The 17,432-nt window shown below is 71.3% G+C and carries 12 protein-coding genes; all 12 read left to right on the plus strand.

Annotated elements, in window-relative coordinates; all coding sequences use genetic code 11:
• Nucleotides 1-123: 123 nt before the first annotated feature.
• A complete protein-coding gene (rpoN, locus tag CSC65_RS10485) occupies nt 124-1,551 on the plus strand; it encodes an RNA polymerase factor sigma-54 (RefSeq protein ID WP_162410521.1) in 1,428 nt (475 codons plus the stop codon).
• 12 nt (nt 1,552-1,563) lie between these two features.
• Nucleotides 1,564-1,944, plus strand: a complete 381-nt coding sequence (locus CSC65_RS10490; protein ID WP_162410522.1) for a response regulator — start codon at nt 1,564-1,566, stop codon at nt 1,942-1,944.
• Nucleotides 1,941-3,389, plus strand: coding sequence for a sigma-54 dependent transcriptional regulator (locus tag CSC65_RS10495; protein ID WP_162410523.1), 1,449 nt, complete (start codon nt 1,941-1,943; stop codon nt 3,387-3,389). Before CSC65_RS10490 ends, CSC65_RS10495 begins: the two co-directional genes overlap by 4 nt.
• Before the next feature lie 103 nt (nt 3,390-3,492).
• Nucleotides 3,493-4,515 (plus strand): XcbB/CpsF family capsular polysaccharide biosynthesis protein, encoded by a 1,023-nt coding sequence (locus tag CSC65_RS10500; protein ID WP_162410524.1) that lies wholly within the window; start codon nt 3,493-3,495, stop codon nt 4,513-4,515.
• A 12-nt stretch (nt 4,516-4,527) separates the two neighbouring features.
• Entirely contained in the window at nt 4,528-5,187 is a 660-nt protein-coding gene (locus CSC65_RS10505) for a TylF/MycF/NovP-related O-methyltransferase (protein WP_162410525.1), read from the plus strand.
• 78 nt (nt 5,188-5,265) lie between these two features.
• Nucleotides 5,266-5,658, plus strand: a complete 393-nt coding sequence (locus CSC65_RS10510; protein ID WP_162410526.1) for an FAD synthase family protein — start codon at nt 5,266-5,268, stop codon at nt 5,656-5,658.
• 28 nt (nt 5,659-5,686) lie between these two features.
• Nucleotides 5,687-9,577, plus strand: coding sequence for a CDP-glycerol glycerophosphotransferase family protein (locus CSC65_RS10515; protein ID WP_162410527.1), 3,891 nt, complete (start codon nt 5,687-5,689; stop codon nt 9,575-9,577).
• A 1-nt stretch (nt 9,578) separates the two neighbouring features.
• Entirely contained in the window at nt 9,579-10,865 is a 1,287-nt protein-coding gene (locus tag CSC65_RS10520; protein ID WP_162410528.1) for an ATP-grasp domain-containing protein, read from the plus strand.
• An 87-nt stretch (nt 10,866-10,952) separates the two neighbouring features.
• A complete protein-coding gene (locus tag CSC65_RS10525) occupies nt 10,953-12,080 on the plus strand; it encodes a DegT/DnrJ/EryC1/StrS family aminotransferase (protein ID WP_162410529.1) in 1,128 nt (375 codons plus the stop codon).
• Between the two features lie 38 nt (nt 12,081-12,118).
• Nucleotides 12,119-13,378 carry a CDP-glycerol glycerophosphotransferase family protein gene (locus CSC65_RS10530; protein ID WP_238390351.1) on the plus strand — a complete coding sequence of 420 codons (1,260 nt, stop codon included), beginning with the start codon at nt 12,119-12,121 and terminating at the stop codon, nt 13,376-13,378.
• Nucleotides 13,375-16,908 carry a glycosyltransferase gene (locus CSC65_RS10535; protein WP_238390352.1) on the plus strand — a complete coding sequence of 1,178 codons (3,534 nt, stop codon included), beginning with the start codon at nt 13,375-13,377 and terminating at the stop codon, nt 16,906-16,908. The genes CSC65_RS10530 and CSC65_RS10535 overlap by 4 nt, the downstream gene beginning before the upstream one ends.
• A gap of 132 nt (nt 16,909-17,040) precedes the next feature.
• Nucleotides 17,041-17,421 carry a flagellar hook-basal body complex protein FliE gene (gene fliE / locus CSC65_RS10540; RefSeq protein ID WP_162410530.1) on the plus strand — a complete coding sequence of 127 codons (381 nt, stop codon included), beginning with the start codon at nt 17,041-17,043 and terminating at the stop codon, nt 17,419-17,421.
• Nucleotides 17,422-17,432: the final 11 nt, after the last annotated feature.

A 17,432-nucleotide genomic window follows, 5' to 3' on the forward strand; every position in this document is an offset into this window, starting at 1 on the left:
GGAAACCCCTACGCCATGTAGGGAAATCGACTACCCGACTCGGGGACGCCCCGATTCAATTCCCGTCATGCCGGGCGCACGATGCCCCCATCGCGCCAGGGAGCCCGGCGCACGGGGATCAAAATGAAAGCCAGCGTCTCGGTCCAGCTCGGCCAGCAACTGCACCTCACACCGCAGTTGCTCCAGTCCATCCGCCTGCTGCAGCTCGATGCGCAGCAATTGCAGATGGAAGTGGCCCGCGTGCTGGAGCAGAACCCGATGCTCGAGCTCGACGAGGAATCGAGCGCCGGCGACGCAGATGCAGGGAACGTGCCGGAAGGCGCGGCCGAACAGCAGCTCGAAACAGCCGCCTTCGACGAACTGCCCGAATCCTCGATGTGGGACGTGCCCGGCGCCAGCTGGAGCGGCGAAGGCGAAGACCGCATGCACCGCATCGCCGAGCCCGGTTCCAGCGACCCGTGCGTGCGCGTGCTGCAGCGCCTGGAGCTGGAACTGGACAGCCGGCAGCTGGAAATCGCCGGCTTCTGGCTGGAGCACTGCGACGACGCCGGCTACCTCGACGGCGACCATGAAGCACTGCTGCTGCGCGCCTGCGCCCGCTTCGACGTGAGCGCCGAGCGGATCGAAGCGGTCCGCCAGCGCGTGCTGCACGGCGAGCCGGCCGGCATGGCCGCGCGCGACCTGCACGAATGCCTGCAGGCGCAACTGGCCGCGCTGCCGGCGCCGTGCGCCGGTCTCAACCTGGCCGTGCGCATCCTCGACCAGTGCCTGCCGGCGCTGGCCGCCCACGACCATGCGGCCATCGCCCGCCAGCTGCAGGCCGACGAAGGCGACGTCGCCGAGGCCGTGCGGCTGGTGCTGTCGCTGCAGCCGCGCCCGGCGCAGGCCGAGGTCGACCCGGTCGATTCGGGCTACATCATTCCCGATGTGGTCGTGTGGCAGGCCGACCGCCAGTGGCGCGTGGCCCTGAATCCTGCGACCGCGCCGAAACTCTCGGTGAACGGCACCTACGAACGCGCCCTGGCCCAGTCCGGGGAAAGCGAAGGCAGCAGCCGCCTGCGCGAACTGCTGCAGGAAGCGCGCTGGCTGACCCGTGGCCTGTCGATGCGCTACGACACGCTGCTGCGCACCGCGCGCGTCATCGTCGAGCGCCAGGCCGCCTTCCTGGAGCGCGGCGACGAATGCATGGCCCCGCTCACGCTGAAGGAAGTCGCCGACGAGATCGGCATGCACGAATCCACCGTCTCGCGCATCACCAGCGGCAAGTACGTGCAGACCCCGCGCGGCACCTTCGAGCTCAAGCACTTCTTCGCCGTGCGCCTGGAAGGCGCCAATGTCTCCGGCGCGGCGGTCAAGGCGATGGTGCGCCGGCTGATCGAGTCCGAACCGGCGGCGCGCCCGCTGGCCGACGACGCCATCGCCGCGCTGCTGGCCCGCCAGGGGGTGCACATCGCCCGGCGTACCGTGGCCAAGTACCGCGAACAGATGTCCATTGCCCCGGCGCGCGAGCGCCGCCGCGTCGCCGCCCCGCTGCTGGCCCGCGCGGGCTGAGGAGGAGTTCCCATGCGCAACATCCGTGTCCTGCTGGTCGACGACCACGACGGCTTCATCAACGCCGCGATGCGCCACTTCCGCAAGGTCGAATGGCTGGAGATCGCCGGCACCGCCGGCAACGGCCTGGAAGCGATCGAACGTTCCGAGGCGCTGCGCCCCGATGCGATCCTGATGGACCTGGCCATGCCGGAGATGGGCGGGCTGCAGGCCACGCGCCTGATCAAGGCCCAGGACGACCCGCCCTACATCGTGATCGCCAGCCACTTCGACGATTCCGAGCACCGCGACCATGCCATGCGCGCCGGCGCCGACAGCTTCGTCAGCAAGCTGTCCTACCTGCAGGAAGTGATGCCGATCCTCGAGCGCCTGGCGCAAGGGAGCGCTCCGTGAGCGAGTCGCGCATCCTGGTGATCGACAGCCAGGCCGAGCGCGCCGAGCGCGTCTGCGGCCTGCTGGAATTCATGGACCTCAATCCGCGCTGGTCGGCCTCGCCGGCCGACGTCGCCACCGCCCGCCAGCGCCCGACCGACTGGATGGCCCTGGTCGTCGGCGAGCTGGACGACGCGCAGGCTGCGCGCGATTTCTTCGCCTGGCTCGGCGCCACGCCCTTGCCGCCGCCGATTCTGTTGCTTGAAGGTGATACCGCTAACTTCGCCGCGACCCATGGCCTGCACGAAGCCGGGGTCTGGCCGCTGGAATCGCCGATCCGCCACGCCCAGCTGGAAGCCTGCCTGCGCCGGGCCAGCCTCAAGCGCCTGGACGCCGAAGCCCAGGCCGGCGTGGCGGTGCAGGACAGCGGCCCGACCGGCAACGGCGTGGCCGTGCAGCGCCTGCGCCGGATGATCGGCCAGGTCGCCCCGTTCGACACCACCGTGCTGGTGCTGGGCGAATCGGGCACCGGCAAGGAAGTGGCCGCGCGTGCGATCCACCAGCAGTCGGCGCGCCGCGACGGGCCATTCGTGGCGATCAACTGCGGCGCGATCCCGCCGGACCTGCTCGAGAGCGAACTGTTCGGCCACGAGAAAGGCGCGTTTACCGGCGCGCTGAGCGCGCGCAAGGGCCGCTTCGAGATGGCCGAGGGCGGCACCCTGCTGCTGGACGAGATCGGCGACATGAGCATGCCGATGCAGGTCAAGCTGTTGCGCGTGCTGCAGGAGCGCAGCTTCGAGCGCGTCGGCGGCAACCAGACCATCAAGTGCAACGTGCGCGTGGTCGCCGCGACCCATCGCCACCTGGAAGAGCGGATCGCCGAGGGCAGCTTCCGCGAGGACCTGTTCTACCGCCTCAACGTGTTCCCGATCGACATGCCGCCGCTGCGCGAGCGGCGCGACGACCTGCCGGCACTGGTGGACACCATCGCCGGCCAGCTGGCCCGCACCGGCCGCGGCGAGGTCCGCTTCGCCCGCGAAGCGCTCGCGGCCCTGGCCGGTTACGCCTGGCCGGGCAACGTGCGCGAACTGACCAATCTGGTCGAGCGCCTGGCCGTGCTCAACCCCGGCGGCCTGGTGCGGCTGGACGACCTGCCCGCGCGCTACCGCGCGCACGTGCCGGCCGGCAGCGAGCCGGCGCCCCTGCCGCAGCAGGCGCCCGCCAGCGAGCCGGTTGCCGCCGCGGCTACTCCTCCCGCAGCCGATGCCGCCAGCCTTCCCGAGGATGGCCTGGACCTGCGCGAGCACATGGCCCGTATCGAGCTCCAGCTGATCCGCGAAGCACTGGAACGCAGCCAGGGCGTGGTCGCCCACGCCGCCCAGCTGCTGGGCCTGCGCCGCACCACGCTGGTCGAGAAGCTGCGCAAGTACGGGATCGAGCGCGACCCGGCGGAACTGGTCGGCTGAGCAGCGCCCGGCGCGGGCACGCGCCTTGCATGACGGGAGCGGGCGCCCGCGCTGAGGCCGGTGCGCGCACGCATGGACCGCGCGGCACGAGGAGCGAGCGATAGTGGCAGGCCTGGAAATCGACATCGACCACCTGTTCCAGGCCGAACTGGGCAGCAGGTTCGTGCATGTGCGCCACCCGGGCGACGAAAACCTGATCCACCAGTCGCGGCGGGACGAAGGCGCGGGCGCGGCCCTGGCCCACCTGTCCGGCCATGGCTTCCTCGTCTACAAGTTCGCCAGCGAAGGCGGTGCGGTCACGTCGTTCGTCCATGCCGCGATCGCGCCGGCATTCTGGGCGCGGCATACGGATTTCGGCCTGCGCGAGCACGGCGGCATCTGCTACAGGCTGGAGATGCCGGCGCACGGCGCCGCACGCCGCCTGCTGGTGATCTTCTCGAGCATGTCGCAGGTCGACCAGATGTACGAGGCCGGTTTCTCGGCCCGCTATTTCATGCGCAACCTGAGCCAGGCGCCGAAGTACACGCCGCCGGATACCGCGATCCTGCGGATCGCCGACCTCGGCGGCGTGGTCGGCGCGTTCTATACCGATACCCTCGCCCAGCCCGACAACGAGGCGCGGGTGTCCGCGCTCATCGCCAAGGTCATGGCCGACCTTGCCGTCGACCCGCGATACACCGTCCTGTACGGAACCTCCAAGGGCGCTTCCGGTGCCCTGCTGCACTCGCTGAGGACCGGGCTGAAGGCGGTCTGCGTGGAGCCGATCCTGTCGGACGACTACTACGTCAACCGCTACCGCGACTCGCACTTCACCCGCGGCCTGTTCCCGCGCGACAAGCGCGAACTGTTCGCCGCCCACCTCTCGGCCGATGGCCCCGGGGCCGAGCGCGTGGTGGTCTATTCCAGCCGCTCGCCGCAGCTGCCCTACATCCGCGAGATCGCCATGGACTCCCCGCGCGGCCGCGAAATGGCATTCATCGACGTGCAGAGCCCGACGATCATGGATCACCCCGACGTGGCGCCGGCCTCGCTCGGCCTCCAGGTCTCGCTGGTCAACCAGATGCTCTGCGGCGTCGAGGTCGGGGCGCACCAGCTCGATGCGCTGCGCGCATCGAACGCGGCCTGACGGATCGCACCGATGCACGGCAACCCCCGCCTGGCCCCTGCCTTCCAGCGTGTCCGCGAACGCCTGCCAGGCGTGCCGGAACTGCGCACCCGCACCTTCGCCCCCGGCGAAGACCCCTGGTACAGCTACAAGCTCACCGCGCTGGACGAGGCGGTGCGCGGGGTTGGCCTGCCCGGCGATTTCCTCCAGCTGGGCGTCTACAAGGGCGAGTGCGCGCGCTTCCTGCACACGCGCATGTCCGCGGACCGGACGCTTTACCTGCTCGACAGCTTCGAGGGACTGCCCGAAGACTGGATGGGCCCGTGGAAGAAGGGTGCATTCGCGCTTGGCGAAGGCGAGCTCCCCACCTTCGAGGCAGCCAACGTCGAGGTCGTGCCAGGCTGGTTCAGCGACACGATCGCCGGCGTCGCCGCGCGCCTGGACCAGCCGCTTGCCCTGCTCCACGCCGATGCGGACCTGTACAGCTCGACCTTCGAAGCGCTCGAGGGCCTGGATGCGCGGATCGCGCCCGGCACGGTGATCCTGTTCGACGAATATTTCATGCAGGCCGGCAACGACTTCCGCGACGACGAGCATCGCGCCCTCCTCGACTGGTGTACGCGCTGCGGGCGGGATTTCGAGTACCTGTGGAAGTCGGAGTGGGTGCAGGTCGCGGTCCGGGTCACCCGCTGACGACAGCACCCGGCCGGGCGGCCCGGCACGCGGCTTGCATGGTCCGGTGGGCATCGCCAAAGCCCTTCCGGAGTCCGCATGACCATCGTCCTGACCTACGGCACCTTCGACCTGCTCCACGTCGGCCACGTCAACCTGCTGCGGCGCGCACGGGCCCTGGGCGACACCCTCCTGGTCGGCCTGTCCTCTGACAGCTTCAACGCGATCAAGCACAAGCGCGCGACCCAGAGCTACGCCGACCGCGAAGCGGTGCTGCGCGCGATCCGCTACGTCGACGATGTCTTTCCCGAGGACGCCTGGGAGCAGAAGGCCGGCGACATCCGCCGCTACGGCGCCGACGTCCTGGTGATGGGCTCGGACTGGCTCGGCCATTTCGACGAGCTCGCCCGCTACTGCGAAGTCCGCTACCTGGCGCGCACCGAGAACATCTCCAGTTCCTCGCTGAAAGCCAGCATCCGCGCCGTGCAGTAACCCGCCCTGCACCCACGACGGCATCCCGATGGACGACCACAGCAGATCCCACGACTCCGCCCCGGCCATCGAGGCCGGTGCGGGGCACGCCACGACCGGCACGGACACCGTGCCGGCGTGGTTCGACGCCGCCTTCTACCAGGCGCACAACCCGGACGTCGCCGGCGGCGCGAACGCGGCCTGGCGCCACTTCCGCAGCGATGGCTGGCGCGAATTCCGCAACCCCGCCGCCGGCTTCGACCTGTGGTGGTACCAGGCCGCGCACCTGGAAGGCGACCATCGCCGCGATCCGGTCGCCCACTACCTCGGCAGCGGCCACGCCGCCGGGCTGGAGACCACGCTGGCCTGCGGCGAACGGCTGGACGTGGCGCGCAAGACCCAGTTCAACCTGCGCACCCTGGCCCTGCTCGACGGACTGCAGGCGGCAGGCACGGTGTTCGGTCGCATCGCCGCCAACCTCGCGCAGTTGCGCCTGTGGGACGTGGCCGACATGTTCGCCGTGCGCGCCTGCGAACTGGAGCCCGAGGTGGCCGCGCACCACGCCCTGCTCGGTGCGATCGTGGCCAAGCGCAACGGCTGGCGCCGGGTGGTGACGGCCATGCGCGCGGCGACCACGCTGGAGGATGGGCGTGCCGACTGGTTCCACGCGCTGGGCCTGGCCTGCGAACGCCTCGGCTGGCTGGACGACGCGGCCGGCGCCTACGCAAGCGCGCTGGCGCTCGACGGCGGCGACGCCGACACCCACTACCGGCTCGGGCGGATCGAGGAACAACGTGGGCGCATCGATGCCGCCGAGGCCTGCTATGTGCGGGTCATGGCGACGGACCCCGAGGTCGCGATGCTGGGAATCGGCCTGCGCCACGAGCGCGAGAAGGACTGGACCGGCGCCGAGCGCGCCTACCGGTTGCGCCTGGCCGACCCGGCCCATGCGGCAAACGCCCGCCTGCATTTCGCGCACGGCTACCTGCTCGAGACGCTTTACCGCTGGGAGGAAGCCGCGGATGCCTACGCGAACGCGCTCGCCCTGGAACCGGAGCAGGCCGGGTGGCACTACCGCCGCGGCTGGATGCTCGAGCGCCTGGAGCGTCCCGCGGAGGCAGCCACGGCCTACGCGTGCGCGCTGGCGCGGCAGGAAGACGCCGACTGGCGCTACCGCCAGGGCACGTGCCTCCACGCCGCAGGCGAGACCGATGCGGCGATCGACGCATGGCTGCGCTGCGTGCCGGAAGAGCCGCCGTTCGCGCCGCCCAGCAGCGTCGACGATGCGGCGCGGCGCAATGCCCTGCTCGGCGACCTGCAGGCGCGCACGACCGATCCCCACCTTCATTTCGAACTGGGCCTGGCGTGCGAGCGCCTGGGCCTGCATGCCGAAGCCGCCGCGGCCTACCGCGCCGGCATCGACCGCCACGATGCGCACGCGCCGCGCTGGAATTTCCGCCTGGGCGTCGTCCTGCATCGCGCCGGTCGCGGTGCCGAAGCGTGCCACGCCTTCCTGGCCACCCGCCTGTTCCGGCGCGATTTCGACATCGTCCCCGAAGCGGCGGCTGTCGAAGGCCAGCCACTGCCGGCGCGCGACATCAAGCTGGAGTACGCCGAGTTCATCGAGACCTTGCCGGTCCGCGACGAGGTCGTGCTCTACGAGAGCTTCCACGGCGACTCGGTGAGCTGCAACCCGCTGGCCGTGTTCCGCGCCGCGCGCGAGCGCCTGGCCGGACGCGACCTGCTGCACGTGTGGGCGGTCAAGCCGCACGCGGCCATTCCCGAAGACCTGGCCGCGATGCCGGACGTGGTCTTCGTGCAGCACGGCAGCCCGCTGTATGCGCGCTACCTGGCCACCGCCGGCTGGCTGGTCAACAACAACACCTTCATGCCGTACTTCGTGCGACGGCCGGAGCAGCGCTACCTCAACACCTGGCATGGGACCCCGCTGAAGAAGCTGGGCATCGACATCCCCGGGGCGCTGTTCGACCACAAGAACGCGCTGCGCAACCTGCTGCAGGCCACCCACGTCGCGATGCCCAACGCCTTCACCCGCAAGACGCTGCTGGCCTCCATGCAGGTGGAGGACGTGATCGGCGCCCGCATCGCCGACACCGGCCAGGCGCGGATCGACCTCATGCTCGGCGCCGACGCCGAGGCGCGCGCACGGCTGAAGGCGCGGCTGGGCCTGGCCGCGGACGCGAAGGTCATCCTGTACGCCCCGACCTGGCGCGGCAGCCTCGACGGCGCCTCGCTGGACGCGGCGCTGGTGTCCGAAGCGATCGCACGCCTGGCCGGCCACGGCGCGCGCGTGCTGTTCAGCGGCCACCACATGGTCGCGCGCACGCTGGGCCCGCTGCCCGACGGCGCGATGGCCGTTCCCGCCGGCATGGACATCACCGAGCTGATGTCGGTGGTGGACGTGCTGGTCACCGACTACTCCTCGATCCTGTTCGATTTCCTGCCCAGCGGTCGTCCGGTGCTGCTGTACGTGCCGGACCTCGAGCAGTACCGCCGCGAGCGCGGCCTGTACCTCGATCCGGACAGCCTTCCAGTGCGGGCCTGCGCCACCCCCGATGCGCTTGAACAGGCACTCGCCGCGGCCCTTGGCGGAGCGGCGGTCGCCGGGGCGGCGGCCGAGGCGGCGCGCCGGGATTACTGGCCGCTGGAAGACGGTGGATCGGCCGCACGCACCGTCGCGTTCTTCTTCGAGGACGACACGCGCCACGTGGTCCCCCGGGCACCGCGCAGCAAGCGCACCCTGCTCTTCCAGGTCGGCAACTTCAGTCCCAACGGCGTGACTGCCTCGTTCAACCGGCTGGCCGGCTCGCTGGACCCGTCGCGCGTGTCGGTCACGGTGACCGTCGATCCGTGGACCCTGGAAAGCTACCCGCCGCGCCTGGAGCGCTTCGCCGAGCTGCCCGCGCACGTGGCGCGCTGGGGCCGGATCAGCTACCCGGTGGCCAACCGCGAGCAGCAGTGGCTCAGCGCACGCCAGGGCGGCCGGGAGGTGCTCAACGCACGCCAGCTGCGCCTGCTCGACACCTACTACGTGCGCGAGTACGCACGCCAGTTCGGCAGCGCCGACTTCGACGTGGTGGTCGACTTCTCGGGCTACGCCGCGTTCTGGACCGCGCTGTTCGCGCGCGGCCGCCCGGCCGGGACGCGCTGCGCGGTCTACCTGCACAACGACATGGACCAGGAGCTGCGCAGCCGCCATCCGCAACTGGCCAAGGTGTTCGAGCAGTACCCGTTGTGCGACGCGCTCGTCTCGGTTTCCGACAGCCTCGATGCGGTCAACCGGCGCCGCTTCGCCGGTGCGCCGGGGCAGCAGCCCGACCGCTTCCACAGCGTGGAGAACTGCATCGACCCCGGTTTCATCCGCGCCCGCGCCGGGCAGGAGCTGCCGCCGGGGCTGGCACGCTGGCGCGAAGGCCACATGCTGCTGGGCACGGTCGGCCGGCTGTCGCCGGAGAAGGGCCATCGCCGCCTGCTCGACGCGTTCGCCCGGGTGCGGCGCGCGCATCCGGCCGCGCGCCTGGTGATCGTCGGCGAGGGGCCGGAGCGGCCGGTGCTGCAGCAGCGCATCGCCGAGCTGGGACTGGAAGACGACGTGCTGCTCACCGGTGCGCTCGCCAATCCCTATCCGCTGATGCGCGAGCTCGACCTGTTCGTGCTGTCGTCGCACTACGAGGGCCAGGGCATCGTCCTGCTGGAGGCCTTGACCCTCGGCCGGCCGGTGCTGTCGACCGACATCCCCGGCCCGCAGAGCGTGCTGGCCGATGGCGCCGGACAACTGGTCGCCGATTCCACCGATGGCCTGGCCGAGGGAATGTGCGCCTGGCTGGACCGCCCGCAGGCGGGCCCCGCCTGGGACGCGGATGGATATTCGCGGCGGGCGCTGGCCCGGTTCGAGCGCGCCGTGGCGGGCATCGACTGACGTGTCCGGGCCGATCAACGTACTGGTGTTCCCCTGCGGCTCGGAGATCGGGCTGGAGGTCAACGCCGCGCTGCGGTACGCCAAGGACGTGCGCCTGCATGGCGCGTCCTCGGTCGACGACCACGGCGAATTCGCCTATCGCAGGTATCGCCGGATCGATGCCGACACGGTCGACGGCGACCTGGTCGGCGCGCTGAACGCGCTGATCCGCGAATGGGACATCGACCTGGTCGTGCCCGCGCACGACAGCGTCATCCCGCTGCTGGCCTGCGCGCGCGAACGCCTGCTCGCCCCGGCCGCGGTGCCGGATGCGGACACCGCCGCGCTGTGCCGCGACAAGCGCCTGGCCCACGCGCGCCTGCGCCCGCTGGGCATCGTCCCCGACGACGCCGGCGCGCCGGGCGGCGCGTACCCGGTATTCGCCAAGCCGGCCATCGGCCAGGGCAGCCAGGGCGCCGAGCGGGTCGATGATGTCCTGCGGCACCGGCAGTTGCTGGAGGGCACCACGCCCTACGTGATCAGCGAGTACCTGCCGGGCGACGAATACACCGTGGATTGCGTGTCCGACGGCGATGGCGTGCTGCTGCATGCCGCGCCGCGGCGAAGGAGCCGGGTCAGGAACGGGATCAGCGTGCGCACCGAACCGGCCACCGGCGACCCCGCGCTGGCCGCGATGGCCACGGCGATCGCCGGCGAGCTGCGCCTGCGCGGCGCATGGTTCTTCCAGGCGCGGCGCGACGCCGACGGCGTGCCCAAGCTGCTGGAGGTCGCGCCGCGTATCGCCGGTTCGATGGCGCTGTCGCGGGTGCGCGGCGTCAACCACGCCCTGCTCCACGTCTACGCCCACCTGGGCCGCCCGTTCGCGGTGCTGCCGCAGTCGCATCCGGTGCAGCTCGACCGCGCGCTGGGCAACCGCTACCGCGCCACGCTGGACTACCGCCGGGTCTACCTGGACCTGGACGACACCCTGATCGTGGACGGGGCGGTCAACCCGGTACTCGCCGGCCTGCTCTACCAGTGGGCCGCCGCCGGCATCGAGATGGTGCTGCTGACCCGCCACGCAGGCTGCCCGCACCAGGCCCTGGCCCGGCACCGGGTGTGCGCGGACCTGTTCAGCCGCATCGTGCACCTGCGCGACGGCTCGCCCAAGAGCGCGGCGATCGAGACGGGCGTGCCGGCGATCTTCATCGACGACTCCTTCCGGGAGCGGCAGGACGTCCACCGGGTCGCCGGAATCCCAGTGTTCGACCCGGACGCCATCGAGCAGCTGCTGGACCTGCGTGCCTGAGCCCCGCGACGGCACGCGGCTTGCATCGACCGGACACGAGGCCCGCAAGGCGAGCCGCGCTCCTTCCGCCGCATCGAAGCCGCCCGGATGAATGCCAAGCCCATCCAAGTCACCAGCCCGCTGCTGCCTCCCCTCGAGGAGTTCGTCCCGTACCTGGAGCGGATCTGGGAAAGCCGGATCCTGACCAACGGCGGCAGCATGCATCAGGCGCTCGAAAAGGCGCTGTGCGCCTACCTGGGCGTGGAGCACATCGCCCTGTTCGCCAACGGCACCCTGGCCCTGGTCACCGCGCTGCAGGCGCTGCGCATCACCGGCGAGGTGATCACCACCCCGTACTCGTTCGTGGCCACGGCCCATTCGCTGCTCTGGAACGGGATCAAGCCGGTGTTCGTCGACGTCGACCCGGTCACCTACAACCTGGACCCGGCCAAGGTCGAGGCGGCGATCACCCCGCAGACCACCGCGATCCTTCCGGTGCACTGCTACGGCACGCCCTGCGACGTGGACGGCATCGACCGGATCGCCGAGAACTACAACCTGAAGGTCATCTACGACGCCGCCCACGCGTTCGGCGTGCGCGACGGGCGCGGCAGCGTGCTGCGCCACGGCGACCTGTCGGTGCTCAGCTTCCATGCCACCAAGGTGTTCAACACCTTCGAGGGCGGGGCCATCATCTGCCCCGACGCGCGTACCAAACAGCGCATCGACCACCTCAAGAACTTCGGCTTCGTCAACGAGACCACCGTGGTCGCGCCGGGCATCAACGGCAAGATGAACGAGGTCTGCGCCGCGTTCGGCCTGCTCCAGCTCAAGCACATCGACCACGCGCTCGCCCGGCGCGCGCAGATCGACGGACTCTACCGGCGCCTGCTGACCGGCGTGCCCGGCCTGCGCAGCCTGCGCCCGCCGGCCGGCGTGACGGGCAACCACGCCTACTTCCCGCTGATGGTCGGCGAGGAGTACGCGCTGCAGCGGGACCAGCTGTACCAGCTGCTGCGCGATCAGAAAGTCCTCGTGCGGCGCTATTTCTACCCGCTCATCAGCGAATTCCCGATGTACCGGGGCCTGCCTTCGGCCGCTGCGGGCAACCTGCCGGTGGCCAGCACCGCCGCGCGCCAGGTGTTGTGCCTGCCGATCCACCCGGAACTGGCGGACGAGGACGTCATGCGCATCTGCGACCTGGTCACCGCGCCGGCACGGGTACGGGCGGCGTGAGCGGGCCGGTGCGCATGCCGCCATGGCGGCGACGGATCGTGCACGCATGGCTCGGCGTGCCCCTGCTCGCCCTGTGGCGGGTGTTCGACCTGCTGGTGCCCAAGCGGATGGACCGCTGGGCGTTCTTCGTGCATCCGCTCAAGCCGGGCCAGTTCACCGAGAATGCGCGCGCGGTGTACGAGCACGTCAGGCACGACCCCTCGATCGAGCGCTGGATCTTCGTGCGGGGCGGCTACCGCCCGCCGGGGCTGGAAGAATCGGCCCATACCCGCGTGCAGGACCTGGACACGCTGGCCGGCCTGTGGGCCCTGGCCCGCTGCGGCGTGCTGCTGCTGACCAATTCGACGAGCCTGGACATGTCCATGGCGTGGAAGGGCGGCGGCTATTCGGCGCCGCGGCCCTGGCTGCGCCGGCGCGTGGTGGTCAACCTGTGGCATGGGATCCCGCTCAAGCGCCTGTTCGCCATGGCCAACCCCGCGCAGCGACGGAACGGCGACCGCAACCGCTTCCGCCGCCGCGAGCGCCGCCATTACGACGGCCTGGTCGCCTCCTCGCCGGTCGATGGCCATGCGATGGCCACGATCTTCCACCCGCTGCCGCCTTCCCGGGTCTGGGTGACCGGGCTGCCGCGCACCGACTTCCTGCGCATGGATGAAGCCGTCCTGCCGGATTGCCTGCGCGAGGAACTGCTGCGCGTGCGCGCGCTGCGCGACGGCCGGCGCCTGGTCCTGTATGCGCCGACCTACCGCGACGCCAGCGTCGCCCACGAGCGCTGCTACCGGTTCAGCGACATCGAAGTGCAACGCCTGAAGCGGCTGCTCGCCCGCCACGACGCGGTGCTCGGCGTGCGCGGCCACTACCTGGCCAACGCGCCATCGCCATTCGACCGCGACCGCGACCTCGACGGCCGCATCTTCGAGCTGGAACACGACGCCTTCCACGAGATCGCCCCGCTCCTGCGCCAGAGCGCGGTCGTGCTCACCGATTACTCGTCGGTGTATATCGATGCGCTGTACCTGGAACTGCCGGTGGTGAGCTTCGCCTGGGACGCGGACCACTTCCGCGACCACCAGAACGGCCTGCTCTACGACATGGACCTGGCCTTCCCCGGCCCGGTCGCCACCGATTTCGACGCCTTGCTGGCCGCACTCGACGCGGCGCTTTCCCGTCCGGCGAATCATCCCGACCCGCACTACTGCATGGTGCGGCGGATGTTCTTCCAGCATGACGACAGCGCCAATTCGCATCGCCTGGTCGAGCGCCTGCGCCAGGCCGTGGCCGCGCGGGGCGCACGATGAGCGACGGCGGGCAGGCACCCTCCACCGCCGCCGCGCTGGTCAGCGTGGTGATGCCGGCCTACAAGGCCACCTGGCTGGGGCAGGCACTGGAAAGCGTGCGCAGGCAGACCCATCGCCCGCTCGAACTGGTGGTCTGCGACGACTCGCGCGACGACCGGGTCCAGGCGCTGGTCGAGGCGTTCGCCGCCACCGCCGGCTTCCCGGTGCACTATTCGCGCAACCCCTCGCGCCTGTGGGAGACGCGCAGCACCGCGCGCGCCATCGCGCTCGCATCCGGCGAGTACATCAAGTTCCTGCACGACGACGACGTGTTGCACGACGGCTGCATCGCCGCGCTGGTCGACGCGTTCGCGCGCGCGCCCGACGCGGTGCTCGCCACCGCGCGGCGGCGGCGGGTCGACAGTAACGGCGCGCTGTTGCCGGACACGCCGGCCACCGCCTTCCCGCGCCGGGACCTGCTGCTGGACGGCCACGACCTGGTCGATTTCCTCGCCGACCGCACGATCAACTTCCTCGGCGAACCGAGCGCGGTCATGTGCCGGCGTGCGCCGCTGCTGGAGATGGGCGACGACCTGCCGGTGCTGGATGGCGTGCGCGTCGCCTGGGTCGCCGACCTGGCCCTGTACGCCAAGTTGCTGCGTCGTGGCCCGGTGGCGATGCTCGGCACGGCGCTGCTCGACTTCCGCGTCTCGCGCCAGCAGTTCAGCCAGGCCGGGCGGGACCGGCCAGGCGTCGGAGATCCGGGCCACGAGGCGTTCCGCCACGGCATCCGCGCGCTGGGCTGGTATCGCGGCGACCGCGACACGCGCATGGTCGCGGCGGCCCCCCTGGACCGTTCCGTGCCCGCAGAACCGCTCGACCTGGTGCAGGCGCTGGAGGACGCGCACGCGGCCGGCCTGGGCCAGTGGCAGAAGCACGACTGGCAGGCCCGCCGTCGCCTCCTGCCGGCGCAGGCGCTGCTTTACGACGCACACCTGGCAAGCCTGCCGGGCCTGCCGGTACTGGGCGTGCTGGTGGTCCCCGACGCGCGCGCGCCGGACGGACTCCGCACCACGCTTTCGAGCCTGGCCACCCACGCGCCCGCGCAGGCGCGCATCGATGTCCGCGTGGCCGGTGATGCGACGCTGCCGGCAGACGCACCGATGCCCGCGCAAGCGGTGACCTGGCAACCGGGCGCGACCGCCGCCTCGCTCGATGCCGCGCTCGCCGGCTGGGACGTGGACTGGGTGCTGGTGGTCGAGGCCGGCAGCGAGTTCACCGGCAGCGGCCTGCGTCGCCTGCTGCCCGAGCTGGCCACGGCCGGGGGCCTGCAGGCGCTCTACGCCGACGAGTGGTATCGCGACGACGACGGCCACATCGCGCCGGCGCTGCGGCCGGATTTCAACCTCGACCTCCTGCTCGGCAATCCGGCCGCAATGGCCGGGCACTGGATCTTCCGCCGCCAGTGCGTGCGAGATGCGGGCGGGTTCGATCCGGCACACGAAGGCGCGGCGGAGCTGGACCTGATCCTGCGCCTGGTCCTGCGGCACGGGCTGGCCGGCTTCGGCCACCTGGCCGAACCCCTGCTGTCCTGCGCGCCACCGCGCCTGGCCGACGAGGCGCAGCGCGGCGCGATCCTCCGGCACCTGCATGAGCGCGGCTATTCCGCGGCGACCGTGACCGGCTGCGCCCCCGGCCTGCACCGCATCGACTACGGACACGAAGGGCAGCCGGCGGTGTCGATCATCGTGCTGGCCGGCGATGCGCTGGCACCGCTGGAGCGCTGCGTGCTGTCGGTGCTGGAAAACACCGCCTGGCCGCACTACGAGCTGGTGCTGGTCGACCGTGGCGCTCCGGCCAGCCTGCGCCAATGGATGGACCAGGTCGTTCCGCTCGCCGCCGGCCGGGTCCGCGTGGTCGATGCCGGCGCCGGCACGTCGCCTGCCGCCGCCCGCAACCTCGCGGCGGAATCGTTGGCCGATGGATTCGTGCTGTTCCTCGATGCCGAAGCCGCCGTGCTGGACCCCCGATGGCTGCACGGCCTGCTCAACCATGGCCAGCGTCCCGAGGTCGGCATTACTGGGGCCAAGACGGTTGCCGCCAACGGCACCATCACCCATGCCGGACTGGTACCGGGGTTGCATGCCGGCAGGGGACGCGTGTTCGCTGGCCAGCCGGTCGGCGCAGGCGGCTACATGGGCCGGCTGCAGGTGGCGCAGGACTACGCCGCCGTCTCAAGCAGCTGCATGCTGGTCGAGCGCGAAGTATTCGCGGCGCTCGGCGGCTTCGACGCCGATGCCTTTCCGGACCAGGGCTCCGACGTCGACCTGTGCCTGCGCGCCGGTGCGGCCGGCCGCCTCACCGTGTGGACCCCCGACGCGCTGCTGCTGCATGCGGCCGATGCCGCGGCCACCGACGCCCCGACGCAGCAAGCGCTTTACGCACGCTGGCTTCCGGTGCTGGCGCGCGACCCGGCCTACAACCCGAACCTGCGCCTGGACGTGCCCGGCGGCTTCGAACTCGAGGAGACCGCCCTCTCCCGCCGGCCCCTGCCCGCCGGCCTGCTGCCCCGCGTGCTGGCCCAGCCCAGCGACGCCCATGGCAGCGGCCACTACCGCGTGTTGCAGCCGTTCCTGGCGCTGCAGGCGGCGGGCCTGGTCGAAGGCGCCGCGCCGCCGCGCGCACTCGACGTGGTGGAGGTCGAACGCTTCAGCCCCGACGTGATCGTGATGCAGCGCCGCGTCGGCGAAGAGGACATCGCGCGCATGGCCCGCCTGCGGCGCTTCTCGCCGGCCTTCAAGGTCTACGAGCTGGACGATTGGCTGCCCGACCTGCCGGCGCGCAACATCCATCGCCGGCACATGCCGCGCGATGTAGGCGAACGGCTGCGGCGCGGCCTGGCCCAAGCCGACCGCTTCGTGGTCTCCACCCAGCCGTTGGCCGAGGCCTGTCGCGGCTGGCACCCGGACATCCGCGTGGTCGAGAACCGGCTCGATCCGCGCTTGTGGACCGGCCTGCCCGCGACGGCGCGCAAGCCGGGCGCCAGGCCGCGGGTCGGCTGGGCCGGCGGGGTCAGCCACGATGGCGACCTGGCGATGATCGCCGACGTCGTCCAGGCGCTGGCCGGCGAGGTGGACTGGGTGTTCTTCGGCATGTGTCCCGAGCAGTTGCGGCCGCACGTGGCCGAGTTCCATCCCGGCGTGCCGATCGGCGCATACCCGCGGGTGCTGGCCGCGCTTGGCCTGGACCTGGCGCTGGCGCCGCTCGAAGACCATCCTTTCAACACCTGCAAGAGCAACCTGCGCCTGCTCGAATACGGCGCCTGCGGCTATCCGGTCGTGTGCAGCGACCTGTTGCCCTATCGCGGCGACCTGCCCGCCACCCGCGTGCGCAACCGCCCGCGCGACTGGATCGACGCCATCCGCGCCCACCTGGCCGAGCCTGCGGCCAGCGTCGCGGCCGGCGGGGCCCTGCGCGACGCGGTGCGTCGCGACTGGATGCTGGAAGGCCCAGGCCTTGAGGCCTGGCGCCGGGCCTGGCTGCCGGACTGACCCGGAACGGGCCGCCTTCGGCGCGCCTTCCCTTCGCACCCCGCGTCACCCGCCCCTTGCCCCTGCCGGAATGCCGGCACGGTTCCGGCACGCCGCTTGCATCGACAGCGGCGTGCATTGCCCGGGGGTCCCATGACCGATTCGATCAGCTCCGTCCTGTCGCAGATCCGTGCCTACCAGACCCAGCTGGGCCAGGCGCCGCGGGCCGCGGGCGACATGGCGCGCAGCGACGCGATCCAGGGCCTGCCCGGAGGCCTGCAGGCACCCGGCCAGGCCGGCGCCGTCGGCGGCACCAGTTTCAGCGAGACCCTGCGCGGCGCGATCAATGGCGTCAGCGAGGCCCAGGCGAAATCCGGCGCATTGCAGCGCGCCTTCGAACTGGGCGAACCCGGTGCCGACCTGGCCCGGGTGATGGTCGCCTCGCAGCAATCGCAGGTGGCGTTCCGCGCCACCGTGGAAGTGCGCAACCGACTGGTACAGGCGTACCAGGACGTCATGAACATGCCGCTGTAAACGCAGGGACC

This window comes from Pseudoxanthomonas daejeonensis (assembly GCF_010093205.1).
GTDB lineage: Bacteria > Pseudomonadota > Gammaproteobacteria > Xanthomonadales > Xanthomonadaceae > Pseudoxanthomonas > Pseudoxanthomonas daejeonensis.

What these genes read in the sequence shown, in the direction of transcription:
- rpoN (WP_162410521.1), top strand. Translation starts at nt 124, where the DNA reads ATGAAAGCCAGCGTCTCGGTCCAGCTCGGCCAGCAACTGCACCTCACA.
- CSC65_RS10490 (WP_162410522.1), top strand. Translation starts at nt 1,564, where the DNA reads ATGCGCAACATCCGTGTCCTGCTGGTCGACGACCACGACGGCTTCATC.
- CSC65_RS10505 (WP_162410525.1), top strand. Translation starts at nt 4,528, where the DNA reads ATGCACGGCAACCCCCGCCTGGCCCCTGCCTTCCAGCGTGTCCGCGAA.
- CSC65_RS10510 (WP_162410526.1), top strand. Translation starts at nt 5,266, where the DNA reads ATGACCATCGTCCTGACCTACGGCACCTTCGACCTGCTCCACGTCGGC.
- CSC65_RS10515 (WP_162410527.1), top strand. Translation starts at nt 5,687, where the DNA reads ATGGACGACCACAGCAGATCCCACGACTCCGCCCCGGCCATCGAGGCC.
- CSC65_RS10525 (WP_162410529.1), top strand. Translation starts at nt 10,953, where the DNA reads ATGAATGCCAAGCCCATCCAAGTCACCAGCCCGCTGCTGCCTCCCCTC.
- CSC65_RS10535 (WP_238390352.1), top strand. Translation starts at nt 13,375, where the DNA reads ATGAGCGACGGCGGGCAGGCACCCTCCACCGCCGCCGCGCTGGTCAGC.
- fliE (WP_162410530.1), top strand. Translation starts at nt 17,041, where the DNA reads ATGACCGATTCGATCAGCTCCGTCCTGTCGCAGATCCGTGCCTACCAG.